Below are 26257 nucleotides of genomic sequence, written 5' to 3'. Positions count from 1 at the left end.
GGGCCCGGTGTGTTCCGGATTCGCGGGCGCAAGCGGTGGACGGGCGTTCCTGACGCTTTGTCGACATGGGAACTGGCGTGGAGAGGGCGGGAGTTCCGGGTTTACGTCACAGTTGCATCCCCGCATGGCGGGCAGACGGTGATCTTTCGGGCATCGCACGCGCAACGACCTTGACGTGCTCTCGGAAACTCGGAAGGGTGGCCCGCGGCATGCGTATCTGCGGGGCGCGTGTGAACGGGGGGCGGGTCCAGCGAGTGTGACGGCCCCCGGTGTCCGGAGCCCCGAGCGCGGCTCTACAGACGATTTCAGCTACTGGGGGTAGCAGCCAGATGACCAAGAAGACGCGGGTCCGCGTCGCGCGGATAGCTGCCGGTGCCGTGATCGCGGCCGGCGCCTCGCTCACCGTTGCCGGTGCCGCCCAGGCCGTGAACGGCATCGAGGCCGAGGTCACGGTGACCAACGAGGGCCTGGACGCCGGCCTCGGCATCGGGGACACGGAGGGCAACACGTCCGTCGGCCACACCGAGGGCCAGTCCGCCAGCGGTGGTGCGGGCGGTGCGGCCGGCGGCGCCGGTGGTGCGGGCGGTGGCGAGACCGTCAGCGGTGGCGCGGGCGGTGGCGAGACCGTCAGCGGTGGCGCGGGCGGTGGCGAGACCGTCAGCGGTGGCGCGGGCGGTGGCGAGACCGTCAGCGGTGGTGCGGGCGGTGGCGAGACCGTCAGTGGCGGTGCGGGCGGTGGCGAGACCGTCAGCGGTGGTGCGGGCGGTGGCGAGACCGTCAGCGGTGGTGCGGGCGGTGGCGAGACCGCCAGCGGCGGTGCCACGACGACCGGCGGTGCGACCACCACCGGCGGTGCGACCACGACCGGTGGCGCCACGACCACCGGCGGTTCCACCGCGACCGGCGGCTCCTCGGCCACCGGCGGCTCCTCCGCCTCCGGCGGTTCCTCCGCGACCGGCGGTTCCTCCGCGACCGGCGGTTCCTCGGCCACCGGTGGTTCCTCGGCCACCGGCGGTTCCTCCACCACGGGCGGCGGCAACGGTGGCTCCTCCACCGACGGCGGCGCCGGCACCTGCACCGTCGACCTCGACGGCGCCGAGTGCGTGGACAACAACCCCGGCACCAACAACGCCGGCTCGCAGCCCGTCGAGCAGGGCAAGGCCAAGGAGGAGCTGGCCGAGACCGGCGCCGCCGAGACCTCGTTCCTGATCATTGGCGCCGCCACCATGATCGCCGGCGGCATCGGCTTCCGCTTCCTGCCGCGCCTCGTGGGCGGCGGTCGCGCCGCCGTCTGAGCCGTAAGGGTCACAGACGGCCGGTGACGGCACACAGAAGGGCCGGAGGTGCTCCCGAGCACCTCCGGCCCTTCCACGTACTCCTACGGGCCCCTACACGCCCCGCACCGCCGCCAGCAGGGCCATCGCCGCCACCAGGGCGATCACCAGGCTCAGCAGCATCGCCGGGGACAGGCCCGACGGCTGGGGCAGGCGCTCGCGGTTCGCGCGGCAGACGGGACAGCGGCCCTCCGCGACGGGGGCCGCGCAGTTGGCGCACACCAGTCGGTCATAGGTCATGCGCTCTCCTCCTCCCGCACAGGGGTCCTCACAAGAAGAACGCTCCGGGTGACCCGTGCGTTCCCCCTACCACTGTGCCAGCTCCGGAGCTTTTCGGCGCGCCCCGCGCGACCGCCGCGGAAGGACGAAAAGGATAAAGCACACAAGCCCGGACCGCGACTGCGCGGGCCGACCCCGTTCGCGTATGGTCACGCACACCTACTCCCGGCCGACCGTGGTGCATCCGTGATCCGATTCGACAACGTCTCCAAGTCCTATCCGAAGCAGAACCGCCCCGCGCTCCGGGACGTCTCCCTGGAGATCGAGAAGGGGGAGTTCGTCTTCCTCGTCGGTTCCTCCGGCTCCGGAAAGTCGACCTTCCTCCGGCTGATCCTGCGCGAGGAGCGCGCCAGCCACGGCCAGGTGCACGTCCTCGGCAAGGACCTCGCCCGGCTCTCCAACTGGAAGGTGCCGCACATGCGCCGCCAACTGGGGACGGTCTTCCAGGACTTCCGGCTCCTGCCCAACAAGACCGTGGCCGAGAACGTGGCCTTCGCCCAGGAGGTCATCGGCAAGCCGCGCGGCGAGATCCGCAAGGCCGTGCCCCAGGTGCTCGACCTGGTCGGCCTGGGCGGCAAGGAGGACCGCATGCCGGGCGAGCTGTCCGGCGGTGAGCAGCAGCGCGTCGCCATCGCGCGGGCCTTCGTCAACCGCCCGATGCTGCTGATCGCGGACGAGCCCACCGGCAACCTCGACCCGCAGACCTCCGTCGGCATCATGAAGCTGCTCGACCGCATCAACAGGACAGGGACCACCGTCGTCATGGCGACCCACGACCAGAACATCGTCGACCAGATGCGCAAGCGCGTCATCGAGCTCGAGAAGGGCCGCCTCGTCCGCGACCAGGCCCGTGGCGTCTACGGCTACCAGCACTGACGGCGGGGGATCCAGAACACCATGCGCGCTCAGTTCGTGCTCTCCGAGATCGGCGTCGGCCTCCGGCGCAACCTCACGATGACCTTCGCCGTCATCGTGTCCGTGGCCCTCTCGCTCGCCCTCTTCGGCGGGGCCCTGCTCATGCGCGAGCAGGTCAGCACGATGAAGGACTACTGGTACGACAAGGTCAACGTCTCCATCTTCCTCTGCAACAAGAGCGACGGCGCCACCTCGGCCAAGTGCGCCAAGGGCGCGGTCACCGCGCAGCAGAAGGAGCAGATCGAGGCCGACCTGAAGAAGATGGACATCGTCGAGACGGTCCACCACGAGACCGCCGACGAGGCGTACAAGCACTACAAGGAGCAGTACGGCGACACGGCCATCGCCTCGGTCGTGACACCGGACCAGATGCAGGAGTCCTTCCGCGTGAAGCTGAAGGACCCGGAGAAGTACAAGGTGGTCGCCACCGCGTTCGCGGGCCGCGACGGCGTGGAGTCGGTCCAGGACCAGCGCAACATCCTGCAGAACCTCTTCGACCTGATGAACGGCATGAACATCGCCGCCCTCGGCATCATGGGCCTCATGCTGGTCATCGCGCTGATGCTGATCGTCAACACGGTGCGCGTCTCGGCCTTCAGCCGCCGCCGCGAGACCGGCATCATGCGGCTCGTCGGCGCGACCAACTTCTACATCCAGATGCCGTTCATCATGGAGGCCGCCTTCGCCGGTCTCCTCGGCGGCGCCGTCGCCTGCGTGATGCTCCTCGTCGGCCGGTACTTCCTGATCGACCACGGCATCGCGCTCGCCGACAAGATGCAACTGGTCAACTTCATCGGCTGGGACGCGGTCTTCGCCAAGCTGCCGCTCGTCCTCGCCATCGGCCTGCTGATGCCGGCCCTGGCCGCCTTCATCGCGCTGCGCAAGTACCTGAAGGTGTGACAGACACCTCGGGGTGAGCCCACGGCGTCGTCCGGCAACCGCCGTACGGCGCCGTCCGCTTGTCCTAGAGTGGGCGACATGCGTGCCGGTGCCGGCCCCGAGTTCTGTCGACGGCCCCGCGGAGTTCTCCGTGGGGCCGCCTTGACGTTGGTCTTCGCCGGAGTGCTCGGTACGGCCGCGGCGACCGGGTCGCTGCCCCGGCGGGAGCCCGCGCGGGAGCCCGTGCCCGCGCCCGCGGTGGTGGCGGGCGGGACCGTCGACCGGGCCGCGCTCGACCGGGTCGCGGCCGAGGCCATGGCCGACGGGAAGTCGGGCACGAAGGCCGCCGAGGACTTCGTCAGCCGCAGCGGCGACCGCTGGGGCGCGGTGTACGACAAGCGGGAGTACGCGGAGTTCGAGCAGGCCCTCGACGGCGCGTACACCGGGGTGGGGCTCTCGGCCCGCAAGGCCGGGCCCGACCGGGTGGAGATCAGCCGGGTGCAGGCGGGCGGGCCCGCCGCGCGGGCCGGGCTGCGGCCCGGGGACCGGCTCACCGCCGTCGACGGCCGGCCGGTCGGCGGCCTCTCCGTCTCCGAGGTCGTCTCGCTGCTGCGCGGCGGGGGCGTCCCCGGCTCCACGATCACCCTGCGGATCGAGCGCGGCCGGGCCGTGTGGACCGAGACCCTGCGCCGGGCGCGGCTCGCGACCGACCCGGTCACCGTCCGCCGGCTCGACGACGGCGCCGTCCTGATCCGGGTGAGCGCCTTCACCAAGGGCACGGGGGAGCGGGTGCGGGCGGCCGTGCGGTCCGCGCCGGCCGGCGCCGGGATCCTGCTCGACCTGCGCGGGAACTCCGGCGGACTGCTCGCCGAGGCCGCGACCGCCGCCTCCGCCTTCCTCGACGGCGGCCTCGTCGCCACGTACGACGTGGACGGCGAGCAGCGCGCGGTGTACGCGGAGAGCGGCGGCGACACCGTACGGCCCCTGGTGGCGCTGGTCGACGGGGGCACGATGAGCGCGGCCGAGCTGCTGACCGGCGCGCTGAAGGACCGGGGCCGGGCGGTCACGGTCGGGACGCGCACCTTCGGCAAGGGCGCGGTGCAGATGCCGAGCACGCTGCCGGACGGCTCCGTCGCCGAGCTGACCGTCGGGCACTACCGCACGCCCGCCGGGCACGCGGTGGACGGCCGGGGCATCGTCCCGGACCTCGTTCTCGGTGGGACGGGCGCCGAGAAGCGGGCCCGCACGGTATTGAGTGGCCTCGGAGGGGGCTCGTAGTGCGAAAATGACCGCACTATGGCAAAGGGACTCGTCAACGTGCAGGGCAAGCCAGCGAAGAAGAAGAGCCAGGACAAGGGGCCGGAGCGCAAGCTCATCGCGCAGAACAAGAAGGCGCGGCACGACTACCACATCCTCGACACCTACGAGTGCGGCGTGGTGCTCATGGGCACCGAGGTGAAGTCGCTGCGGATGGGCCGGGCGTCGCTGGTCGACGGCTTCGTCCAGATCGACGGCGGTGAGGCGTGGCTGCACAACATCCACGTCCCGGAGTACTCCCAGGGGAGCTGGACCAACCACTCGGCGAAGCGGAAGCGCAAGCTGCTGCTGCACCGGGCGGAGATCGACAAGCTGGAGCAGAAGGCGTCCGAGACGGGTCACACGATCGTGCCCCTGGCGCTGTACTTCCTGAGCGGCCGGGTCAAGTGCGAGATCGCGCTCGCCAAGGGCAAGAAGGAGTACGACAAGCGGCAGACCCTGCGGGAGAAGCAGGACACGCGCGAGGCCAGCCGGGCCATCGCGGCCGCGCGTCGCCGGGAGCGGGCGGCGAAGCTCGCCGCCGGCGGCTGACGCCGGGAATACGCTGGCACGCGTGGCCGTTGGTCACGTACGATGGGCCACGCACCTCACCGAAGGTGCGTGCTTTGAAAAATGAACATGGGGATGATCGGTTTCGACAGCGGATGTCGAAGCAGGGGAAGCGTGTCGAGGAAGCGGCAATGATCTCGTTAACCACGCGCCGAAACCAATAATCGCCAACACCAAGCGCGATTCCTTCGCCCTCGCTGCCTAAGTAGCGACTCGCGAAGTGTCAGCCCGGGGCTGTTCCCGACCCGGATCCTGGCATCATGCAGGGAACTAAACCTTGATCCCGGTCACGGGGTGAAGAGGGAAATCAAACAGTGACTGAGCCCGTTCCGGACTTGTCTGGGTGATCCGGAGGGCTGAGAAACTCGTACCAGACTGCACACGGAGAAGCCCTGGTTCCGCACCGTTGGACGCGGGTTCGATTCCCGCCATCTCCACCATTGCGGTCCCGCTCGCGAGAGCGAGACCGCAAGGTCATCCCATCGGCAGACGGCGCCTTCCCTAGCGGGAGGCGCCGTTTGTCGTACTTATGGTGAACGGCTGATCCCAACCGAAGCTGTGGGTAGCGTGGTGTTCACGTACCGTGCGAGAGTGGGGGTGGGCGACATCAAGCGAGCCTATAAGTTCCTCTTGCGTCCCACGGTCCGCCAGGAGCGGGCACTCTCCCAGAAGCTTGCCGATCACTGCTCCCTCTATAACGGGGCACTCCAAGAGCGTCGTGATGCCTACCGGCACGCTTCGAAAGTCTCGATCGGATACCGAGACCAGTCCGCTCAGATGAAAGAGATCCGGGCCGTTTACCCGGAGCACCAGGGCCGCTGGTCCTTCTCCAGCCAGCAGGCCACGTTGAGGCGGCTGGACAAGGCGTTCACGGCGTTCTTTCGACGAGTGAAGGCCGGGCAGACTCCTGGATATCCGCGCTTCAAGGGAATCGGCCGCTTTGACAGCGTCACCCTCCCGAAGGACGGCGACGGCTGCCGGTGGGACTCCACCCCACACGACACACAGACGCGGGTACGCCTGCAAGGCGTCGGGCACGTGCGCGTGCACCGGCACCGGACCGTGCGCGGCCGAGTCAGGACGATCTCGGTGAAGCGGGAGAACCGCCGATGGTTCCTCGTTCTCGCCTGTGACGACGTGCCCGCCGAGCCGCTTCCCGCGACCGGCACAGTCGTCGGCATCGACATGGGTACGACGCGTTTCTTCACGGACTCCGGCGGTGGCCACGTCGAGAATCCGCGCTTCCTGGGCAAGATGGCGCGGGAGCTGGCTGACGCCCAGCGACTTCTCGCGACGTTCCCACGCCGGACCCGGCGCCGCAGCAAAGCACACCGGGCCGCCGCGCGGAAGGTCGCCACCATCCATGCCAAGATCCGGCGGCAGCGGCACGACCACCACCACAAGCAGGCTCTCGCCCTGGTCCGCGCCCATGACGTGATCGGACACGAGAAGCTGAACACGGCGGGCATGACGAAAAGCCCCCGGCCCCAGCGCGACACCGAGCGGGCCGGCGCCTTCCTGCCCAATGGAGCTGCGGCAAAGGCCGGTTTGAATCGCAGCATCCTCGACGCGGGTTGGGGCCTGTTCCTCGGAATCCTGGCGGACAAGGCTGAGAGCGCCGGTCGCCGAGTGATTCCGGTGGACGCCCGCAACACCTCGCTCACATGTCCTCCCGCGAGCGGTGGGTGCGGGCACATAGCTGAGGAGAACCGTGTCACCCAGGCGATCTTCCAGTGTGTCGGCTGCGGCCTCACCGCGAACGCGGACCACGTCGGCGCGCTGAACGTGCTCCACAGGGCCGGGCTGGTCCTCTGCACCGCGGCTTAGCCGACGGGCAGGAAGTCCGCTGCCTCGGCGGACGGAGTCACCTCCACTCATCCCATGTCTCGAATCGCATGGGAGCGCTGCGACAGGACTGAGTGCTCGAATTCGGCGTCAGTCGTGTGCCCGGCGGCCCACCCGGGCCGTCAGGCACACGGTCAGGGCGAGGGCCGCCGCCGTGGTGGGGAGCAGGTAGCCGTACGTGGGGGAGGGGGCGTGCTCGGCGAGCCAGCCGCCGGTGGCCGAGCCGGTCGCGATGCCGCCGAGGAGGGCGGTCACTGCGAGTGTCATGCCCTCGTTGAGCTGGGCCGGTGGGGTCAGGCGCTGGACCAGGGACATGCCGGTGACCATCGTCGGGGCGGTCGCCATGCCCGCCGCCAGCAGGGCGCCCGCCAGGGCGGGCAGCGAGCCGGTGAGGGCGGCGAGCAGAGGCAGGGCCATCAGGAGGCTCATGGCGGCCAGACAGCTCGCGAGCCGTGCCGAGCGGCGGGCGCGGCCGTAGACCAGGCCGGCCGCGAAGGAGCCGGCGGCCTGGAGGGCGAGGACCGGACCGGCGAGGGGACCGTCCACGTACGCGAGGGTGACCACCTCCATCGCGCCGAAGACGGCCCCGGTGGCGAGGAAGACCGCCAGCAGGGCCGGCATGCCGGGCGCGCGGAGCGGGGAGCCGGCCGTGGTGCGCGGGGCCACCGGCGGCTCGGTGGCGCGCTGCGCGGCGAACAGCAGCACCCCGGTGAGGAAGAGGGCGGCGGCGACGAGGGTGCCCGCCTCCGGGAAGAGCGCCGAGCAGAGGAACGCGGCGAGCACCGGGCCGAGCATGAAGCACAGCTCGTCGGCGGCCTGCTCGAAGGCGTTGGCGGTGTGCAGGGCGTCCGGGTCGTCCTTCAGCAGGTGGGACCAGCGGGCCCGGGACATGCCGCCGGTGTTGGGCGCGGTGGCGCTCAGCACGGCGATCGCGGCCAGGACCCAGGCCGGGGCGTGGGCGTGCGCGCACAGCAGCAGGACCAACTGGCCGAGGACGGCCCAGACGGTGGCGGGCACGGCGATCCTGGCCTGGCCGTGGCGGTCGACCAGACGCGCGATCCAGGGCGCGGCGAGCGCCCCGGCGACCAGGCCGGCCGCGCTGACGGCTCCGGCGACGGCGTAGGAGCCGTACCCCTGGGCGATCATCACGACGGTGCTGACGCCGAACATGCCCATGGGGAGCCGGGCGATCAGATTGCCGGCGGTGAAGGCGCGGGCCCCGGGGAGGGTGAAGAGGCGGAGGTAGGGGTTGGCGGGGGCGGCGGGCGCCTTCGGGGGCCTGGGGGCCGTGGGCGCGGTCTCGCGGTAGCGGGGGGCCAGGGCGGGGCCGGTCGGGGTGAGCGTCAGTTCCGGGTGTGGCATGGATCAAGGGTGTTTTGGCATGGCCCTGTCGGTCCAACACCTATTCGGTGGCGATTCACGCACCTGGGTTGTTGAATGCGGCGGTGACCACCCCGTACGGACAGAGCAACGACCTCGACCCCCGGCTGCTGCGCGCCTTCGTCGCCGTCGCCGAGGAGCTCCACTTCACCCGCGCCGCCGGCCGGCTCTTCGTCGCCCAGCAGGCCCTCAGCCGGGACGTCCGGCGGCTCGAACGGGAGCTGGGCGCCGAGCTGTTCCTGCGGACCACCCGCCAGGTCGCCCTCACCCCGGACGGCGAACGGCTCCTGCCGTACGCCCACAAGGTCCTGGCCGCGCAGGACGAGCTCGCCGACGCCTTCCGCGGCGCGCCCCGCCCGCTCCTCGTCGACCTCAACAGCCCCGACCTCGGCCACGAGTCCGTGCTCCACCTCGCCCGCGAACTGGCCCCGGAGCTCGAGCTGATGGCCCGCTACGAGAGCGGGCTGACCGGCGCCGTGCGAGAGATCCTCGCCGGCCGGCTCGACGCCTCCTTCGGACGGTACGGCGGGCTCGCGCCCGAGCTGCGGGCGCGCCTGGAGACGCAGTTCGTGCGGTACGAGCCGATGGCCGTGCTGCTGCCGGAGGACGACCCGCTGGCCGAGCTGACCGCCGTCCCGCTGGACGCCCTCGCCGGCCGGGACGTCTACGCGGGCGCCGGCAACGACCGTACGCCCGAGTGGACCGACCTCGCCGCCCGGCTGTTCGACGGCCGCGGGATCCGTGTCTCCCCGCCCGCTCCGCTCGCCGTCGGCAAGGAGGAGTTCCGCCGGATCATGGAGAAGGCCCGCGTCTCGGTGCTCGCCGTCGTCGACTTCCCGCCCATGCCGGGCAGCGTCCTGCGGCCGATCGTCGACCCCGTTCCGCTCTCGCCGGTGAGCCTGGTGTGGCGCAGGGGCCTGCGCCACCCCGGCCTCGACGCCCTGCGCCGGGCCGCCCGCGAGCTCGCCGCCCGCGAGGGCTGGCACGTCCGGCCGCCCGGCTCCTGGCTGCCGGCCGGCGAGCCGGGCCTTCCGGACGGCGACCGCGCCGGATGACCAGGGGCGGAGCCCGGCGGCGACCAGGGGACCGGGGCCGGGGCGCTCACAGCGGTCCCGCGCGCCGGGTGAGAGCAAGGTTCCGTACCCGTCACCTCACGGCACCGCTCTGAAACGCGGCCTTCCTAGCGTCGGCACCACAGGGACCCGAGCACTCGGGCAAGGGGACCGACAGCGTGGAGGTGCGAGATGGGCGGCCGGTGGATCGAACGCTGGGAGCCGGAGGACGAGACCTTCTGGCGTGAACAGGGGGAGCGGATCGCGCGCCGCAACCTGTGGTTCTCGGTGCTGGCGGAGCACATCGGCTTCTCCGTCTGGAGCCTGTGGTCCGTCATGGTCCTCTTCATGGGGCCCCAGTACGGCGTCGACCCGGCGGGCAAGTTCTTCCTCATCGCCACCGCCACCCTCGTCGGCGCCTTCATCCGCATCCCGTACACCTTCGCCGTCGCCCGCTTCGGCGGCCGCAACTGGACGATCTTCAGCGCCCTGCTGCTCCTGCTGCCGACGGGGCTCGCCTTCGCGGTGATGGAGCCGGGCACCTCGTACGGCACCTTCGTGCTCGTCGCCGCCCTCACCGGCGTCGGCGGCGGCAACTTCGCCTCCTCCATGACCAACATCAACGCCTTCTTCCCGCTCCGGAAGAAGGGCTGGGCGCTCGGCCTGAACGCGGGCGGCGGCAACATCGGCGTCCCCGTCGTCCAGCTCGTCGGCCTCCTCGTCATCGGCACCGCCGGAGCGATGCACCCCAGGATCGTCCTCGGCGTCTACCTGCCGCTGATCGTCGTCGCCGCCGTGTGCGCCGCGCTGTTCATGGACAACCTGGCCCCCGTCAGGAACGACACCGGCGCCGTCAAGGAGGCCGTGAAGGCCCGCCACACCTGGATCATGGCCTTCCTCTACATCGGCACCTTCGGCTCCTTCATCGGCTACAGCTTCGCCTTCGGCCTGGTCCTGCAGACCCAGTTCGGGCGCACCCCGCTCCAGGCCGCCTCCCTCACCTTCATCGGCCCGCTGCTCGGCTCGCTCGTCCGCCCCGTCGGCGGCGCGCTCGCCGACCGGCACGGCGGCGCCCGCATCACCCTGGCCACCTTCGCCGCCATGGCCCTCGCCGCCGGTGTCGTCCTCTACGCCTCCATGGTCGAGTCCCTCGCCGTCTTCCTGATCGGCTTCATCGCCCTCTTCGCCCTGAGCGGCCTGGGCAACGGCTCCACGTACAAGATGATCCCGGCGATCTTCCTCACCCAGGGGCACCGCAAGGGCCTCGCGGGCGAGGAGGCCGAGGCGTACGGCCGGCGGATCTCCGGGGCCTCGATGGGTCTCATCGGCGCGGTCGGCGCGATCGGCGGCCTCGGCATCAACCTGGCCTTCCGCCAGTCCTTCCTCACCGTCGGCTCCGGCACCGGCGCCTTCGTCGCCTTCCTCGCCTTCTACGCGGCCTGCATCGTCGTCACCTGGGCGGTATACCTTCGCCGGCCCTCCGCCGTGGCCCCCGTCCCGGACACCGCCGCCGGAGCGGAAGCGCGGCGCGCGCCCGCCGAGGTATGAGTCACAGTGGGCCCGTACGGCCGTAACGACCAGGAAATACGCGTGAACCGAGACGGACACGCGACCCCGGCACTCTCGGCCGACAGGGACGAGCACGACAGGGGCGAGCACGACATGGGCGAGCGGCACGACATGGACGAGCGCGGCACGGGCGGGCGCGACGAGGACGGGCGCGGGACGGACAGCCGGGGCACGGCCACGCCGGAAGGGGCGACGCCGGAAGGGGCGACGCCGGAGGTCGCCGTGCCGGAGGGGGCCGTGCCGGAGGGGGCCGTGCCCGATCCGGCCGGGCGGCGGGAGCAGGGCCAGGGTCCCCTGGCGGGCTTCACCGTCGGTGTCACGGCGGCACGGCGCGCGGACGAGCTGATCGCCCTGCTGCGCCGCCGCGGCGCGGGGATCGTGCACGGCCCCGCGCTGCGGATCGTGCCGCTCGCCGACGACACCGAACTGCTCTCCGCCACCAAGGACCTCATCGACCACGCCCCCGACGTCGTCGTCGCCACCACGGCGATCGGCTTCCGCGGCTGGGTCGAGGCGGCCGACGGCTGGGGCTTCGGCGAGCGGCTCCTCGACCGGCTGCGCGGGGTCGAACTCCTCGCCCGCGGCCCCAAGGTCAAGGGCGCGGTACGGGCCGCCGGACTCACCGAGACCTGGTCACCGTCCTCCGAGTCGATGGCCGAGGTCCTCGACCGGCTCCTCGACGAGGGCGTCGCCGGGCGGCGGATCGCCCTCCAACTGCACGGGGAGCCGCTGCCCGGATTCGTGGAGGCGCTCTGCGCCGCCGGGGCGGAGGTAGTGCCCGTCCCGGTCTACCGCTGGATGCCCCCCGAGGACATCGGCCCGCTCGACCGGCTGCTCGACGCGACCGTCGGCCGCGCCCTGGACGCGGTGACCTTCACCAGCGCCCCGGCCGCCGCCTCGCTCATCGACCGGGCGCGCGACCGCGGGCTGCTCGACGAACTCCTCGCCGCCCTGCGCCACGACGTGCTCGCGGTGTGCGTGGGCCCGGTGACGGCGCTGCCGCTGCAGGCCCTGGGCGTCGACACGCATCAGCCCGAGCGCTTCCGGCTCGGCCCGCTGGTGCAGCTCCTGTGCCAGGAGCTGCCCGCCCGGGCCCGGGTCCTGCCGGTCGCCGGACACCGCATCGAGATCCGCGGCCACGCGGTCCTCGTCGACGGCGCCCTGCGCCCGGTCCCGCCGGCCGGCATGGCCCTCCTCGGCCTCCTCGCCCGCCGCCCCGGCTGGGTCGTCGGGCGCCCCGAACTCCTCCGCGCCCTGCCCGGCGCGGGCCGCGACGAACACGCCGTGGAAACGGCCATGGCCCGCCTCCGCACGGCCCTGGGCACCCCGAAACTGATCCAGACCGTGGTCAAGCGGGGTTACCGCCTGGCCCTCGACCCGTCGGCGGACACGAAGTACGGCGAGGACGCGGGCTCCTAGCGAGGCGGACGGCGCCTTGCGGCCCCGTACCCGACCAAGTACCCCAACGCCCGCTCCCGACCGCCCGTACCCGACCGCCCGTACCCGAACGCCCGCTCCCGCGGTTACCGTACGCGGATGATCAAGATCCCCGACGATGTCCGTATCCGGCCGGCCGCCCCCGGTGACGGCGCGGCGCTCGCCGCCGCGCTGCTCCGCAACCGGGCGTATCTGCGGCCCTGGGAGCCGCGCTGGAGCGAGGCGTACTACACGGCGGAGGGGCAGGCGGCGCGGCTCGGGGACGGGCGGCCGCGGTGGTTCGCCGTGGCCGACGGGGCGGGCGGCGGCGAGGCGGGGGAGGTGATCGTCGGGTCGGTGACGCTCTCCGGGATCGCGCTGGGCCCGTTCCGCAGCGGATCGCTCGGCTACTGGGTCGCCGAGGACCACACCGGGCGCGGTCTGGCCACCGCCCTCGTCGAGGAGGCGTGCCGGGCCGCGCGCGAGGAGCTCGGCCTGCACCGGATCGAGGCGTGCACCCTGCTCCACAACCACGCCTCGCAGCGGGTCCTCGCGAAGTGCGGCTTCGAGCGGATCGGGACCGCGCCCCGCTATCTCCACATCGACGGCGAGTGGCGCGACCACCACCTCTTCCAGCGCGTCCTGCACGACGACCCGCCGCCGGCCCTCTAGTCCGTCTCTTCGGCACGCGCCGCCCGCAGCATCGGCGCCCTCGGGTGGGACTTACGGGGGCCCGGGCGGAACAGCATGATGATCAGGCGCGCGCCGGGCGCCGTGAGGGGCTGGGCGGCGCAGATGGTGACGTGGCCGGGGCCCTCGAGGGCGTGGTGCAGCGGGCGTTCGTCGCCGTCCGGGTGGATGTGGGCGCCGCCCGCCTCCCACAGCGGGCCGAGGTCCGGATCGGCGCGGACCTCCCGCTCGATCTGCCGCAGGGTCTCGTCCTCGCGGCGCACGGCGAGAGCGGCGCGCAACTGCGGCAGGATCAGCGGCGCCCACACGCCGTGCCAGTCGACGAGGCTGGTCCCCCGGGCCTCCTCGTCGAGGAGCATCCAGCGCATGGTGTTCGCGGGGACCCGGCCGCCCGGGTGCATGGCGGCGAAGTGCCGGTTGTGGGCGAGCAGGTTCCAGGACGCGTCGGTCACGTAGGCCATGTGGCCGATGCCGTCGACGGCCTCCTGCCACGCGCCCGGGACCTCCAGACCGGAGGAGGGCGTGAGCGGCCCGGGCGGGTCGCCGATCCCCGCGTACCGGCAGAGCATCACCCACTCCTGCTCGTTGAGGCCGAAGAGACGGCCGACCTGCCGCAGATAGTCGGCGGGCGGGTTCGGGTAGCGGCCGGTCTCCAGGCGGTTGTACGTGTCGACCGCGCGGCAGGTCAGCTCGTCCACCTGCTGCTGGGACAGGCCGCGGGCGCGCCGGCCGCGCCCGGTGGGCCGGGACAGGCCGTGCGCCTCGGGGGCGATCAGTTCGCGGCGTTCCTTCAGGAGGGCCCGTAGTGCCGTCTTGTTCACCGCACCCCCCATGTGCCCGTACGCGAATTACCAGGAAAATCGGTCCGTAGATAATAAACAGTTGAACGTTCATACTGTGGGTGCCCTCGCGCTGACCTGCGGGGACACCACGACGACCGGACGCACTCCCCCGAGCGGTCCGGTCCCGGTCGGCCCGGGCGGCTCCCCCGTACGCCCGGGCCGACCCCCCACCGCTACGGCTCCAGCGCCCGCCGCAGCCGCCGCACCCACTCCTCGGCCGTGCCCCGCACCCGGGGATGCTCCGCGCGGAAGGCGTCCCAGTCCGCGGGCGGCAGGATCACCTCGATCCGGTCCCCCTCCCGCCGGCCCGGCGCGTCACGGAACACCCGGCGCAGCAGCTCGGGGGAGAGGCGGGTGGCCTTCGACTCCGCGAGGAGCACCGCGTCGTAGAGGTCCTTGGCCCGCGCCCGCCCCTCCGTCGCCGAGTCGGTGTGCAGCCACAGCAGCTTCCAGGCCAGCGACAGCGCGCGCCCGGCGGTGCGCACCACGGTCCGCCCGGAACCGTCCCCGCGGGGCACCGCCGTCAGGACCGGCGGCTCCGGGAGCCGTTCGTCGCGCGCGAAGTCCACCCGCACCCGGCCCGACGGAACGTCCGACGGAGGGCCCGACGGAAGCCCCGACGGAGGGCCCGGCGGGAGGTCCTCCGCCGTCCACGGGATCAGCAGCCGGATGCCCGGGCAGTCGTACGCCGTGTAGGTCCACGTCCCGTCGATCCGGGCGCCGTCCGCGTCGAGCACCACGCCAGCAGCGGCCACCGGGTTCTCCCGCACCAGGGCGAGCAGCACCTCGTGGGGCGCGGTGTCCTCCGGCTCCGGCGACGGCTCCGCCTCCACCGTCCAGTGCAGGCCCTCGGGCGGCAGCCGGGGGTGCAGGCCGCGGGTCTCGAACTCCTCGAACCGCCAGATCTCGTAGCGGCCGGCGCCGTCGGCCGCCTCCGGCCACTGCTGTACGGTCGCCAGCTCGTCCACGTACGGATAGGGGTGGGCGGGATCCAGCGGGACCAGGAGCGGCGGCGGGACGATCCAGTCGAGGTCGGCGGGCTCCCGAGCATCGGCCCCCACCCAGGCCGGCATGACCGCGCTGCCCCGCAGCACCAGCTCGTCCCCGAGCGGCGACCCGGCGACGAGCCGGACCAGATGGTCGAGCGCGGCCCGGTGCGCCGACCGATACGCGGCCCGATCCGCGGGCCGGTGCGCCTCGCGCCCCCGCTCGTCGCCCCCGGGACCGGTGGTCCCGGACCCCTCTCCGCTCATCACGCCTCCCCAGCCCCATGGAGCCGACCGCCCACGGCGTGGACTGTAGCCACGGCCTCCGACAACCGATCCGGCCCCACCCGCACCGCCCCTGACACGGCCCCAGTCCTGACACGGCGCCCCCCGGTGGCGTAGCCTCGAAGGCTGCCCAGTGCACGTCAGAAGGGGGCCCGGTGGCCGCGCAGGAAGCCGTCGACACGGTCAGAGACCGCGAGATCGGTGTCGAACAGGAACATCTGGATCAGGTCTACCGCCGCCTGGAGGAGAAGATCCACGAGGCCGAGTTCCTGATGAACGACGCCGCCCAGCGGGGCCAGGTCGGCACGCCCGGCGCCCTCGCCGAGCGCGACGCCCAGGTCTTCCGCGCCGGGATCCACCTCAACCGGCTCAACAACGAGTTCGAGGACTTCCTCTTCGGCCGCATCGACCTCCTCTACGGCAAGGACGGCAAGAAGGGGCCCGACGGCGCCTACACCTCCGTCGAGCCCGCCGAGGACGCCGTACGGACCGAGAGCGGCCGGCAGTACGCCGAGATCGGCGAGACCCTGCACATCGGCCGCATCGGCGTCCTCGACGCCGACTACTCGCCGCTCGTCATCGACTGGCGGGCGCCCGCCGCCGCCCCCTTCTACCGCTCCACCCCCGTCGACCCCGGCCGGGTCGTGCGCCGCCGCGTCATCCGCTCCAAGGGCCGCAAGGTCCTCGGCGTCGAGGACGACCTGATGCGCCCCGAGCTGAAGGCCACCCTCGACGGCCGCGAGCTCCCCGTCATCGGCGACGGCGCCCTCATGGCCGCGCTCGGCCAGGCCCGCGGCCACAGCATGCGGGACATCGTCGCCTCCATCCAGGCCGAGCAGGACCTGGTCATCCGCGCCCCCGCCGCCTCCGTCACCTACGTCGAGGGCGGCCCCGGCACCGGGAAGACCGCCGTCGCCCTGCACCGCGCCGCCTACCTGCTCTACCAGGACCGGCGCCGCTACGCGGGCGGCATCCTCATCGTCTCGCCGACCCCGCTGCTCGTCTCCTACACCGAGGGCGTGCTGCCCTCGCTCGGCGAGGAGGGCCAGGTCGCCATCCGGGCGCTCGGCTCGCTGGTCGACGGCGTCGAGGCCGACGCGTACGACGAGCCCGCCGTCGCCCGGGTCAAGGGCTCCTCCCGCATGCTCGCCGTGCTGCGCAAGGCCGCCCGCGGCGCCCTGGAGACCCCCGCGCCCAAGGCCCAGCTCGCCTTCGGCGAGGACGACGAGGCCCCCAAGGCCCCGGCCGGCACCCCGACCCTGCTGCGGGTCGTCGCCTTCGGCCGCCGCCTGGAGCTCGGCGCCGAGGAGCTCAAGCGGATCCGCCACAACGTCCTCGGCGGCACCGCGCCCGTCAACCTGCTGCGCCCCCGCGCCCGCCGGCTGCTGCTCGACGCGCTGTACGCCAAGTCCGGCGCGGCCGGCCGGCACAGCGACCCCGAGCTCGCCGCCGAACTGCGCTCCTCCTTCGACGAGGACGTGTCCACCGAGGACTCCTTCCTCTCCTTCCTCGACGCCTGGTGGCCCGAGCTGACCCCGCGGCGGGTCCTCGACGCCATGGCCGACGAGAAGCGGCTCGGCCGCTGGGCCCGCCGGATCCTCAACCCCGGCGAGGTCCGCCGGCTGGCCCGCTCGCTGCGCCGCCCCGGGCTCTCCGTCCACGACGTGGCCCTGCTCGACGAGCTCCAGACCCTGCTCGGCACGCCCGCCAGGCCCCGCAAGAAGCGGGAGTACGACCCGCTGGACCAGCTCACGGGCCTGGAGGAGCTCATGCCCGTACGGGAGGAGACCCAGCGGGAGCGGGCCGAGCGGCTCGCGGCCGAGCGCACCGAGTACGCCCATGTCATCGTCGACGAGGCGCAGGACCTCACACCCATGCAGTGGCGGATGGTCGGCCGGCGCGGCCGGCACGCCACCTGGACCGTGGTCGGCGACCCCGCCCAGTCCTCCTGGTCCGACCCGGACGAGGCGGCCGCGGCCCGCGACGAGGCTCTCGGCACCCGGCCGCGCCGCCGCTTCGAGCTCACCGTGAACTACCGCAACCCGGCCGAGATCGCCGAGCTCGCCGCCAAGGTGCTCGCGCTCGCGATGCCCGGCAAGGAGTCGCCGAAGGCGGTGCGCTCCACGGGGGTCGAGCCCCGGTTCGTCGCGGTCGCGGAGAAGGGCGAGCTGGCCCGAACCGTACGGTCGGAGGCGGAGCGGCTCCTGGAGCGGGTGGACGGCACGGTCGGTGTGGTCGTCGCCATGGACCGGCGCGCGGAGGCCGCCCGCTGGCTCGCCGGCCTCGGCGACCGGGTGGTGGCGCTCGGCTCCCTGGAGGCGAAGGGTCTGGAGTACGACGCCACGGTGGTCGTCTCGCCCGCGGAGATCGCGGACGAGTCGCCGGCCGGGCTGCGGGTGCTGTACGTGGCCCTGACCCGGTCCACCCAGGCGCTGACGGTGGTCTCCGGGGCCCGGGACCTGCCGGACGCGAACGGGGTCCCGGACCTGCTGCGGGACTGATTTCACGTCATCTCGCGCCGCGGGAATCGCTTCCCGGGGTGGTTTGTTAGCCTTGTCGTGACACCGGCCCGATCCAAGCCCCCGGGCCCAACCTTCGTCCCTCAGAGGGACCACTTGCCGCGAGGCGAGCATGGCGGGTCGGTGTCGCCTACGTGAGAGGTCCTCGTCACCTTCGGGTGACGGGGACCTCTTCTGTTTGCGGTCGTCCCTTCTGTTTCCCGCGCTTCTCTCGTATGGTGGAAACTACTTTCCGAAAACGAAAAGACCGTATTACCTGCTACCGGCAGGTAGGTGCGACCATCGGAGGGCGCCACCCGGTGACCAGCCGGGCCGGCGTAGCAACGAAGCTAGGGAAAGCAGAGGAACACGGCCATGGCAACGGCGCCCAGCGTCTCGTACTCGATGACGGTCCGGCTCGAGGTGCCCGCGAGCGGCACCGCGGTCTCGCAGCTCACCACGGCCGTCGAGTCCCACGGCGGCTCCGTCACCGGCCTCGACGTCACCGCATCCGGCCACGAGAAGCTGCGCATCGACGTGACCATCGCCGCGACCTCCACCGCGCACGCCGAGGAGATCGTCGAGCAGCTTCGCGGCATCGAGGGCGTCGTCCTCGGCAAGGTCTCCGACCGTACGTTCCTGATGCACCTCGGCGGCAAGATCGAGATGGCGTCGAAGCATCCCATCCGCAACCGTGACGACCTCTCCATGGTCTACACCCCGGGCGTGGCCCGGGTCTGCATGGCGATCGCCGAGAACCCCGAGGACGCCCGCCGCCTCACCATCAAGCGCAACTCCGTCGCGGTCGTGACCGACGGTTCCGCCGTCCTCGGCCTCGGCAACATCGGCCCCAAGGCCGCGCTGCCCGTCATGGAGGGCAAGGCGGCCCTCTTCAAGCGCTTCGCCGGCATCGACGCCTGGCCGATCTGCCTGGACACCCAGGACTCCGACGCCATCGTCGAGATCGTCAAGGCCATCGCCCCCGGCTTCGCGGGCATCAACCTGGAGGACATCTCCGCGCCCCGCTGCTTCGAGATCGAGGCCCGGCTGCGCGAGGCCCTGGACATCCCCGTCTTCCACGACGACCAGCACGGCACCGCCATCGTCGTGCTCGCCGCGCTCACCAACGCCCTGCGCGTGGTCGGCAAGGGCATCGGCGACGTGCGGGTCGTGATGTCCGGCGCCGGCGCGGCCGGTACGGCCATCCTGAAGCTGCTGATCGCGGCCGGCGTGAAGCACGCGGTCGTCGCCGACATCCACGGCGTCGTCCACGCGGGCCGCGAGGACCTGGTGGACGCCACGCCGGACTCGCCGCTGCGCTGGATCGCCGACAACACCAACCCGGAGGGCGTCACCGGCACCCTCAAGGAGGCCGTGGTCGGCGCCGACGTCTTCATCGGCGTCTCGGCCCCCAACGTGCTGGGCGGCGAGGACGTGGCCGCCATGGCGGAGGGCGCCATCGTGTTCGCGCTCGCGAACCCCGACCCCGAGGTGGAGCCGGCGATCGCCCGGCAGACCGCCGCCGTCGTCGCCACCGGCCGCTCGGACTTCCCCAACCAGATCAACAACGTGCTGGTCTTCCCGGGTGTCTTCCGCGGTCTGCTCGACGCCCAGTCGCGGACGGTGAACACGGAGATGATGCTGGCCGCGGCCAGCGCCCTCGCCGACGTCGTCACCGAGGACGAGCTGAACCCCAACTACATCATCCCGTCGGTCTTCAACGACAAGGTCGCGGGCGCCGTCGCGGGCGCCGTGCGCAACGCGGCGAAGGCGGCGGGCGCGGGCGCCTGAGGCCGCGGCGCGCGTGTCGCGAGTCGCCGCACCCCAAACCCGCCTTTAGGGTGGTAGTTCGGCTCCGCACCGTCCGTGCGGAGTCGACGCTACGTCACCACCGGTGGGCACTGGCGCTTTTCGTGTGACCCCCAGGGGTGCCGGATTGGCGTTCCCGCCGCTGGTGGGGGCAGGATGCGGTCTGGGCGCGAGGGTCTGTCACCAGACCCGGGTCCGGGCACTGTCCGAGGGCCCTGGCAGCATCGGCTTCGAAGTGCCCATCATGCGGCTCCGCCGCGTGGCCCGCCTCACAGGCAACCCGCCTCACAGGCAAGAAGAAACACGGGAGTAACGAAATGAACCGCAGTGAGCTGGTGGCCGCCCTGGCCGACCGCGCCGAGGTGACCCGCAAGGACGCCGACGCCGTTCTGGCCGCGCTCGCCGAGACCGTCGGCGAGGTCGTCGCCAAGGGTGACGAGAAGGTCACCATCCCCGGCTTCCTGACCTTCGAGCGCACCCACCGTGCCGCTCGCACCGCTCGTAACCCGCAGACCGGCGACCCGATCAACATCCCGGCCGGCTACAGCGTGAAGGTCTCCGCGGGCTCGAAGCTCAAGGAAGCCGCCAAGGGCAAGTAAGCAGCCTGTAGGCAGCGCGCGCCGCGAGGCCGTACAGACGGCCTGAGGCAAGCCGAAAGGGCGGCCACCCTGTCAGGGGGTGGCCGCCCTCTCGTTTGCCCGTCAGAAGCGGTTGCAGGCGCTTATACGAGCGCGCTGCCCGGGAGCTCCACCTTGGCGCCGAGCTCCACCAGCTTCTCCATGAAGTTCTCGTAGCCGCGGTTGATCAGGTCGATGCCGTGCACGCGGCTGGTGCCCTGCGCCGCGAGCGCCGCGATCAGGTACGAGAAGCCGCCGCGCAGGTCCGGGATGACCAGGTCGGCGCCCTGGAGCCTGGTCGGGCCGCTGACGACCGCCGAGTGCAGGAAGTTGCGCTGGCCGAAGCGGCAGTCCGAACCGCCCAGGCACTCGCGGTAGAGCTGGATGTGCGCGCCCATCTGGTTCAGCGCGGAGGTGAAGCCGAGCCGCGACTCGTACACCGTCTCGTGGACGATGGACAGGCCCGCCGCCTGGGTCAGCGCCACCACCAGCGGCTGCTGCCAGTCGGTCTGGAAGCCGGGGTGCACGTCCGTCTCCAGGGCGATGGCGTTCAGCGAGCCGCCCGGGTGCCAGAAGCGGATGCCCTCGTCGTCGATCTCGAAGGCGCCGCCGACCTTCCGGTACGTGTTGAGGAAGGTCATCATCGAGCGCTGCTGGGCGCCGCGCACGTAGATGTCGCCCTCGGTCGCGAGCGCCGCCGACGCCCAGGAGGCCGCCTCCAGGCGGTCCGAGAGGGCGTGGTGGTTGTAGCCGCCGAGCTTGTCGACACCGGTGATCCGGATGGTCCGGTCGGTGTCCATGGCGATGATCGCGCCCATCTTCTGCAGCACGCAGATGAGGTCCTCGATCTCCGGCTCCACGGCGGCGTTGGACAGCTCGGTGACGCCCTCGGCGAGGACGGCGGTGAGCAGCACCTGCTCGGTGGCGCCGACGGAGGGGTACGGCAGGCGGATCTTGGTGCCGCGCAGCCGCTGCGGGGCCTCCAGGTACTGCCCGTCCGCGCGCTTCTCGATCGTCGCGCCGAACTTGCGCAGCACGTCGAAGTGGAAGTCGATCGGCCGGCCGCCGATGTCGCAGCCGCCCAGGCCCGGGATGAAGGCGTGGCCGAGGCGGTGCAGCAGCGGGCCGCAGAAGAGGATCGGGATGCGCGAGGAGCCGGCGTGGGCGTCGATGTCGGCCACGTTGGCGGATTCGACATGGGTCGGATCCATGATCAGCTCGCCCGGCTCCTCGCCGGGGCGGACCGTCACACCGTGGAGCTGGAGCAGTCCGCGGACCACGCGGACGTCACGGATGTCGGGCACGTTGCGCAGTCGGCTCGGCTCGCTGCCGAGCAGGGCGGCGACCATCGCCTTGGGCACGAGGTTCTTCGCGCCGCGGACGCGGATCTCGCCCTCCAGCGGGGTTCCGCCATGGACGAGCAGTACATCATGGCTGTCTGTGCCGGTCATGGATCTCGCGTTCCGGGTCGTCGGTCGGGTGGCCAGAGAAAAGGGTAAGGGGCAAGGAGACCCCACTTGTGTGGCTGAGGGGTACCCGCGAACGTAATGAATTCGGCACAACACCCTCCGTCCCCGCGATCTTGCGGAGCGTCACCGTCCGCTTGCCGGCCACCCCTCTCCGCGGGGCCGGGCTGACCTGCAACGGCGCCCACCTACCCCGGACCCGGCCGGACAACCCCCGTAAACGCCGAAGATGCGGGATCATGTGTCGCATGACCGAGGTGTCCTCGCTCACAGGACGGCTGCTCGTCGCCACCCCCGCGCTGGCGGACCCGAACTTCGACCGCGCGGTCGTCCTGCTGCTCGACCACGACGACGAGGGTTCCCTCGGCGTGGTCCTCAACCGGCCCACACCGGTGACCGTCGGCGACATCCTCGCCCCGTGGGCCGATCTGGCCGGCGAGCCCGGCGTCGTCTTCCAGGGCGGCCCGGTGTCGCTCGACGCCGCCCTCGGCATCGCCGTGATCCCCGGCGACGAGGGCCCGCTCGGCTGGCGCCGGGTGCACGGCGCCATCGGCCTGGTCGACCTGGAGACCCCGCCCGAACTCCTCGGCCCGGCGATCGGCGCCCTGCGCATCTTCGCCGGCTACGCGGGCTGGGGCCCCGGCCAGCTCGAGGCCGAGCTCGGTGACGGCGCCTGGTACGTGGTCGAGTCGGAGCCCGGTGACATCTCCTCCCCGCGCCCCGAGACCCTCTGGCGCCAGGTCCTGCGCCGCCAGCGCGGCGACCTGGCGATGGTCGCGACGTACCCGGACGACCCTTCGCTGAACTGACCCCCCGGTTTTCAGTACCCTGGGCCCATGAGCACTCTCGAGCCCGAGCGCGGGGCAGGTACGGGAACCCTCGTCGAGCCGACGCCGCAGGTGTCCCACGGTGACGGCGACCACGAGCGCTACGCCCATTACGTCCAGAAGGACAAGATCATGGCGAGCGCCCTCGACGGCACTCCCGTGGTGGCACTCTGCGGCAAGGTCTGGGTACCGGGGCGCGACCCCAAGAAGTACCCGGTCTGCCCGATGTGCAAGGAGATCTACGAGTCCATGGGCTCCGGCGGAGATAAGGACAAGGGCAAGGGCGGCAAGGACAAGTAGTCCGCCCGTACGCACGCGCCTTTCCGTAGGCGCCTTTCCGTACGCGCCTGTATGTACGAGTCGGGGACGGCCCCCGGCGCGCTCACCCGTGTGGTGGCGTGCCGGGGGCCGTTCTCGTCCGCGCTCGTTGCGCGGGGTGCTTCGGCCGGTCACAGAGTGGTTGAGACCACTTGTCGTGGTGCGGGTCCGCCCCTAACCTCACGCGTGTTGTGCAGCACGAAACGCCCGTTGCGTATGTTGCAACACGCTCGGAGGGGAACCGCCATGAAGCTTCCTGCCCGCCTCGCCGTACCCATCGCCCTCATCACCCTCGCCGCCTGCGCCCCCCAGACCTCCGGCGGCACCGCCACGACCGACGAGAAGAGCGGAACCCTGCGCGTCTGGCTCTTCCAGGAGGTGAACAACAAGCCCAAGGAACAGGTCGTCGACCAGGCCGTCGCCGCCTTCGAACAGCGCCACAAGGGCACGGACGTCGAGGTCGAGTACATCCCCGTCGACACCCGCGCCCAGCGCGTCAAGGCCGCCTTCAACGACCCCGCGTCCGCGCCCGACCTCGTCGAGTACGGCAACACCGACACCGCCGGCTACGTGAAGGACGGCGGACTCGCCGACATCACCGCCGAGTTCGGCACCTGGTCCGACGCCCGGGACACCGACCCCACCGCCCGCTCCTCCGTCACCGTCGGCGGCAAGGTCTACGGCGCCCCCCTCTTCGTCGGCGTCCGCGCCCTCTACTACCGCACCGACGTCTTCGCCGAACTCGGCCTCACCGCCCCCAAGTCCCAGGCCGAGCTCATCGCGACGGCCAGGAAGGTCCGCAAGGCGAAGCCCGAGCTGTACGGGATCGCCGTCGGCGGCGCGTACACCTACGGCGCCCTGCCGTTCCTGTGGGCCCACGGCGGCGAACTCGCCACCGCCCGGGGCGACTCGTACGAGGCCGCCGTCGACAGCGAGGCCGCCCGCAGGGGCATCACCGCCTACACCTCCCTCTTCGGCGACGACAACTGCCCGGCCGCCAAATGCGCCTCCATGGGCGGCAACGCCACCGTCACCGCCTTCGCCTCCGGCAAGGCCGCGATGGCCATCGGCGGCGACTTCAGCCACGCCGCCGTCGAAGCCGGCGCGGTCAAGGGCAAGTACGCCGTCGTGCCGCTGCCCGGCACCACCCCCGGCTCCATCGCCCCCGCCTTCGCGGGCGGGAACAACCTCGGCGTCCTGAAGAGCACCTCCCACCGCACCCTCGCCATCGAGCTGATGAAGTCCCTCGCCGGCAAGGAGACCCAGGGCCGGCTCTTCGACGCCATGGGCTTCCTGCCCACGTACACCGACGTCCGGCAGGAGGCGGCCCGCAAGCAGCCGTTCGTGAAGCCCTTCATCGACACCCTCGGCGCCGGCGCCAAGTCCGTCCCCGCCTCCGCCGCCTGGGGGCAGATCGACGCCTCGCAGGTGCTGCCGACCATGTTCCAGGAGATCGTCAGCGGCCGTAAGGACGTCGAGGCCGCCTCGGGCGACGCCGCGAAGAAGATGGACGCGGCCTTCGCCGCGGCCGCGCGCTGAACCGGCGGGCCGGCCTCATGACGCCCACCACGACCGCACCCGGCGCCCCGGCGAACAAGACCGCCGGGGACGCCGCCCCCGCGCGGCCGCCCGGCCCCGCACCCCGGCGGAAGCCCCGCCGCGGCGGCTCCGCCTGGACCCCCTGGCTCTATCTGCTCCCCGCCCTCGCCGTCCTCGGCGCGCTCCTCGTCTACCCGATCTACCAACTCGGCCTGATCTCCTTCCTGGAGTACACCCAGGCCCAGGTCAGCGGCGGCGAACCCACCTCCTTCCAGGGCTTCGGCAACTACACCGCCCTCTTCACCGACCCGCAGTTCCGGCAGGTCCTCCTCGCCACCGTCCTCTTCGCCGCCGCCTGCGTGGTCACCACCCTCGCCGTCGGCTGCGCCCTCGCGGTCCTCCTCACCCGCGTCCGCGCCCTGCCCCGGCTCGCCCTCATGCTGGCCGCGCTCGGCGCCTGGGCCACCCCCGCCGTCACCGGCTCCACCGTCTGGGTCTTCCTCTTCGACCCCGACCACGGGCCCGTCAACCGGCTCCTCGGCCTCGGCGACTTCTCCTGGACCTACGGGCGCTACAGCGCCTTCGCCCTGGTCCTGATGGAGGTCGTCTGGTGCTCGTTCCCCTTCGTGATGGTCACCGTCTACGCGGGCATCCGGGCCATCCCCACCGAGGTCCTGGAGGCCGCCGCCCTCGACGGCGCCTCGCAGTGGCGGATCTGGCGCTCCGTCATGGCCCCGATGCTCCGGCCGATCCTGGTCGTCGTCACGATCCAGTCGGTCATCTGGGACTTCAAGGTCTTCACGCAGATCTACGTGATGACCGGAGGCGGCGGCATCGCCGGCCAGAACCTCGTCCTCAACGTCTACGCCTACCAGAAGGCGTTCGCCTCCTCCCAGTACAGCCTGGGCGCGGCCATCGGCGTCGTCATGCTGCTGATCCTGATGGCCGTGACGCTCGTGTACCTCCGTCTGCTGCGCCGCCAGGGAGAAGAACTGTGAGTGCCTTCCGCATCCGGCGGCCCGTGCGTCCCGGGCGGCTCGCCGCCGAGGCGACGGCCCTGCTCGTCGCGGCCGCCGTCGCCTTCCCGCTCTACTGGATGGTCCTCTCCGCCTTCAAACCGGCCGGCGAGATCCAGTCGACCCGGCCGCGACCGTGGACCCTGTCCCCGTCCCTGGACTCCTTCCGCCGCGTCTTCGAACAGCAGGAATTCGGCCGCTACTTCCTCAACTCCCTGACCGTCGCCCTCGCGGTGGTGCTCGCCTCCGCCGTGATCGCCTTCCTTGCCGCGACCGCCGTCACCCGCTTCCGCTTCCGCCTCCGCACCACCCTGCTCGTCATGTTCCTGGTCGCGCAGATGGTGCCCGTCGAGGCGCTCACCATCCCGCTGTTCTTCCTCATGCGGGACCTCGGCCAGCTCAACACCCTGGGCTCGCTGATCCTCCCGCACATCGCCTTCTCGCTGCCCTTCGCGATCTGGATGCTCCGCGGCTTCGTCAAGGCGGTGCCGGAGGCCCTGGAGGAACAGGCGATGATCGACGGCGCGAGCCGCGCCCGCTTCCTGTGGACGATCCTCTTCCCGCTGGTCTTCCCGGGGCTGGTCGCGACGAGCGTCTTCTCCTTCATCTCCACCTGGAACGACTTCCTCTTCGCGAAGTCCTTCCTCATCAGCGACACCTCGCAGTCGACCCTCCCCATGGCGCTGCTGGTCTTCTTCAAGCCCGACGAGAACGACTGGGGAGGGATCATGGCGGGCTCGACCGTGATGACGATCCCGGTGCTCGTCTTCTTCGTACTCGTACAGCGCCGCCTGGTCTCGGGCCTCGGCGGAGCGGTGAAGGACTGACG

The 26257-nt window shown here is 71.8% G+C and carries 23 protein-coding genes and 1 other RNA gene; 19 read left to right on the top strand and 5 right to left on the bottom strand.

From position 1 onward, the window contains the following. The first annotated feature begins 329 nt into the window (after positions 1-329). A complete protein-coding gene (locus ABZ135_RS25785; RefSeq protein WP_356698630.1) occupies positions 330-1295 on the top strand; it encodes a hypothetical protein in 966 nt (321 codons plus the stop codon). Positions 1296-1388: 93 nt separating this feature from the next. On the opposite strand, the gene ABZ135_RS25780 is transcribed toward ABZ135_RS25785, so the two are convergent. Next, entirely contained in the window at positions 1389-1574 is a 186-nt protein-coding gene (locus ABZ135_RS25780; protein WP_356698629.1) for a hypothetical protein, read from the bottom strand. Between the two features lie 225 nt (positions 1575-1799). On the opposite strand from ABZ135_RS25780, the gene ftsE reads away from it, so the two are divergent. From ftsE to ABZ135_RS25750, 6 genes are all read left to right on the top strand, one after another. After that, positions 1800-2489: a cell division ATP-binding protein FtsE gene (gene ftsE / locus ABZ135_RS25775; RefSeq protein ID WP_345487862.1), complete on the top strand. Its 690-nt coding sequence runs from the start codon at positions 1800-1802 to the stop codon at positions 2487-2489. Between the two features lie 21 nt (positions 2490-2510). After that, positions 2511-3428 carry a permease-like cell division protein FtsX gene (gene ftsX / locus ABZ135_RS25770; RefSeq protein WP_356698628.1) on the top strand — a complete coding sequence of 306 codons (918 nt, stop codon included), beginning with the start codon at positions 2511-2513 and terminating at the stop codon, positions 3426-3428. A 78-nt stretch (positions 3429-3506) separates the two neighbouring features. Further along, positions 3507-4685, top strand: coding sequence for a S41 family peptidase (locus ABZ135_RS25765; RefSeq protein WP_356698627.1), 1179 nt, complete (start codon positions 3507-3509; stop codon positions 4683-4685). An 18-nt stretch (positions 4686-4703) separates the two neighbouring features. Further along, a complete protein-coding gene (gene smpB / locus ABZ135_RS25760; RefSeq protein WP_356698626.1) occupies positions 4704-5255 on the top strand; it encodes an SsrA-binding protein SmpB in 552 nt (183 codons plus the stop codon). Positions 5256-5344: 89 nt separating this feature from the next. Then, positions 5345-5713, top strand: a transfer-messenger RNA (tmRNA) gene (ssrA, locus tag ABZ135_RS25755). Between the two features lie 166 nt (positions 5714-5879). Then, positions 5880-7100: a transposase gene (locus ABZ135_RS25750; protein ID WP_356698656.1), complete on the top strand. Its 1221-nt coding sequence runs from the start codon at positions 5880-5882 to the stop codon at positions 7098-7100. Positions 7101-7208: 108 nt separating this feature from the next. Here the strand turns inward: ABZ135_RS25750 and ABZ135_RS25745 are convergent, their stop codons facing one another. Next, entirely contained in the window at positions 7209-8480 is a 1272-nt protein-coding gene (locus ABZ135_RS25745) for an MFS transporter (protein WP_356698625.1), read from the bottom strand. Between the two features lie 83 nt (positions 8481-8563). Between ABZ135_RS25745 and ABZ135_RS25740 the strand changes: the two genes are divergently transcribed. The 4 genes from ABZ135_RS25740 to ABZ135_RS25725 all read left to right on the top strand — a co-directional run bounded on the left by ABZ135_RS25740 (position 8564) and on the right by ABZ135_RS25725 (position 13207). Beyond that, positions 8564-9553 carry a LysR family transcriptional regulator gene (locus tag ABZ135_RS25740; RefSeq protein ID WP_356698624.1) on the top strand — a complete coding sequence of 330 codons (990 nt, stop codon included), beginning with the start codon at positions 8564-8566 and terminating at the stop codon, positions 9551-9553. A 189-nt stretch (positions 9554-9742) separates the two neighbouring features. After that, a complete protein-coding gene (locus ABZ135_RS25735; protein ID WP_356698623.1) occupies positions 9743-11098 on the top strand; it encodes a nitrate/nitrite transporter in 1356 nt (451 codons plus the stop codon). A gap of 42 nt (positions 11099-11140) precedes the next feature. Continuing rightward, a complete protein-coding gene (locus ABZ135_RS25730; RefSeq protein ID WP_356698622.1) occupies positions 11141-12538 on the top strand; it encodes a uroporphyrinogen-III synthase in 1398 nt (465 codons plus the stop codon). A 117-nt stretch (positions 12539-12655) separates the two neighbouring features. Beyond that, positions 12656-13207, top strand: coding sequence for a GNAT family protein (locus ABZ135_RS25725; RefSeq protein WP_356698621.1), 552 nt, complete (start codon positions 12656-12658; stop codon positions 13205-13207). Here ABZ135_RS25725 and ABZ135_RS25720 read toward each other — a convergent pair. Continuing rightward, positions 13204-14046, bottom strand: coding sequence for a helix-turn-helix domain-containing protein (locus ABZ135_RS25720; protein WP_356698620.1), 843 nt, complete (start codon positions 14044-14046; stop codon positions 13204-13206). The two genes, ABZ135_RS25725 and ABZ135_RS25720, sit on opposite strands and share 4 nt — an antisense overlap. Before the next feature lie 194 nt (positions 14047-14240). Then, the gene (locus tag ABZ135_RS25715; RefSeq protein WP_356698619.1) at positions 14241-15320 is read right to left on the bottom strand and encodes a nucleotidyl transferase AbiEii/AbiGii toxin family protein; all 1080 of its coding nucleotides are present in this window, start codon (positions 15318-15320) and stop codon (positions 14241-14243) included. A gap of 173 nt (positions 15321-15493) precedes the next feature. Here ABZ135_RS25715 and ABZ135_RS25710 point away from each other — a divergent pair, with 173 nt between their 5' ends. The 3 genes from ABZ135_RS25710 (at position 15494) to ABZ135_RS25700 (ending at position 20244) form a co-directional block, all read left to right on the top strand. Further along, complete coding sequence (locus tag ABZ135_RS25710; RefSeq protein WP_356698618.1) at positions 15494-17839, top strand: UvrD-helicase domain-containing protein; 2346 nt, start codon at positions 15494-15496, stop codon at positions 17837-17839. Between the two features lie 372 nt (positions 17840-18211). Beyond that, entirely contained in the window at positions 18212-19627 is a 1416-nt protein-coding gene (locus ABZ135_RS25705) for an NAD-dependent malic enzyme (protein ID WP_356698617.1), read from the top strand. Positions 19628-19962: 335 nt separating this feature from the next. Continuing rightward, on the top strand, positions 19963-20244 hold the full coding sequence (locus tag ABZ135_RS25700; protein WP_017237029.1) for an HU family DNA-binding protein: 282 nt from the start codon (positions 19963-19965) through the stop codon (positions 20242-20244). 122 nt (positions 20245-20366) lie between these two features. Here ABZ135_RS25700 and murA read toward each other — a convergent pair whose 3' ends face one another. Then, the gene (gene murA / locus ABZ135_RS25695; protein WP_356698616.1) at positions 20367-21713 is read right to left on the bottom strand and encodes a UDP-N-acetylglucosamine 1-carboxyvinyltransferase; all 1347 of its coding nucleotides are present in this window, start codon (positions 21711-21713) and stop codon (positions 20367-20369) included. A 263-nt stretch (positions 21714-21976) separates the two neighbouring features. On the opposite strand from murA, the gene ABZ135_RS25690 reads away from it, so the two are divergent. The 5 genes from ABZ135_RS25690 to ABZ135_RS25670 all read left to right on the top strand — a co-directional run bounded on the left by ABZ135_RS25690 (position 21977) and on the right by ABZ135_RS25670 (position 26255). After that, positions 21977-22537, top strand: a complete 561-nt coding sequence (locus tag ABZ135_RS25690; RefSeq protein WP_356698615.1) for a YqgE/AlgH family protein — start codon at positions 21977-21979, stop codon at positions 22535-22537. 27 nt (positions 22538-22564) lie between these two features. Next, on the top strand, positions 22565-22855 hold the full coding sequence (locus tag ABZ135_RS25685; protein WP_352080191.1) for a DUF3039 domain-containing protein: 291 nt from the start codon (positions 22565-22567) through the stop codon (positions 22853-22855). Positions 22856-23119: 264 nt separating this feature from the next. After that, complete coding sequence (locus tag ABZ135_RS25680; protein ID WP_356698614.1) at positions 23120-24412, top strand: extracellular solute-binding protein; 1293 nt, start codon at positions 23120-23122, stop codon at positions 24410-24412. Positions 24413-24429: 17 nt separating this feature from the next. After that, on the top strand, positions 24430-25410 hold the full coding sequence (locus ABZ135_RS25675) for a sugar ABC transporter permease (RefSeq protein ID WP_356698613.1): 981 nt from the start codon (positions 24430-24432) through the stop codon (positions 25408-25410). Further along, positions 25407-26255: a carbohydrate ABC transporter permease gene (locus ABZ135_RS25670; RefSeq protein ID WP_356698612.1), complete on the top strand. Its 849-nt coding sequence runs from the start codon at positions 25407-25409 to the stop codon at positions 26253-26255. Before ABZ135_RS25675 ends, ABZ135_RS25670 begins: the two co-directional genes overlap by 4 nt. The last annotated feature ends 2 nt before the right edge of the window (positions 26256-26257 follow it).

The sequence above is a fragment of the Streptomyces sp. NPDC006339 genome, assembly GCF_040612775.1.
Lineage (GTDB): Bacteria > Actinomycetota > Actinomycetes > Streptomycetales > Streptomycetaceae > Streptomyces.
This window is presented reverse-complemented; position numbering and strand designations above follow the sequence as displayed.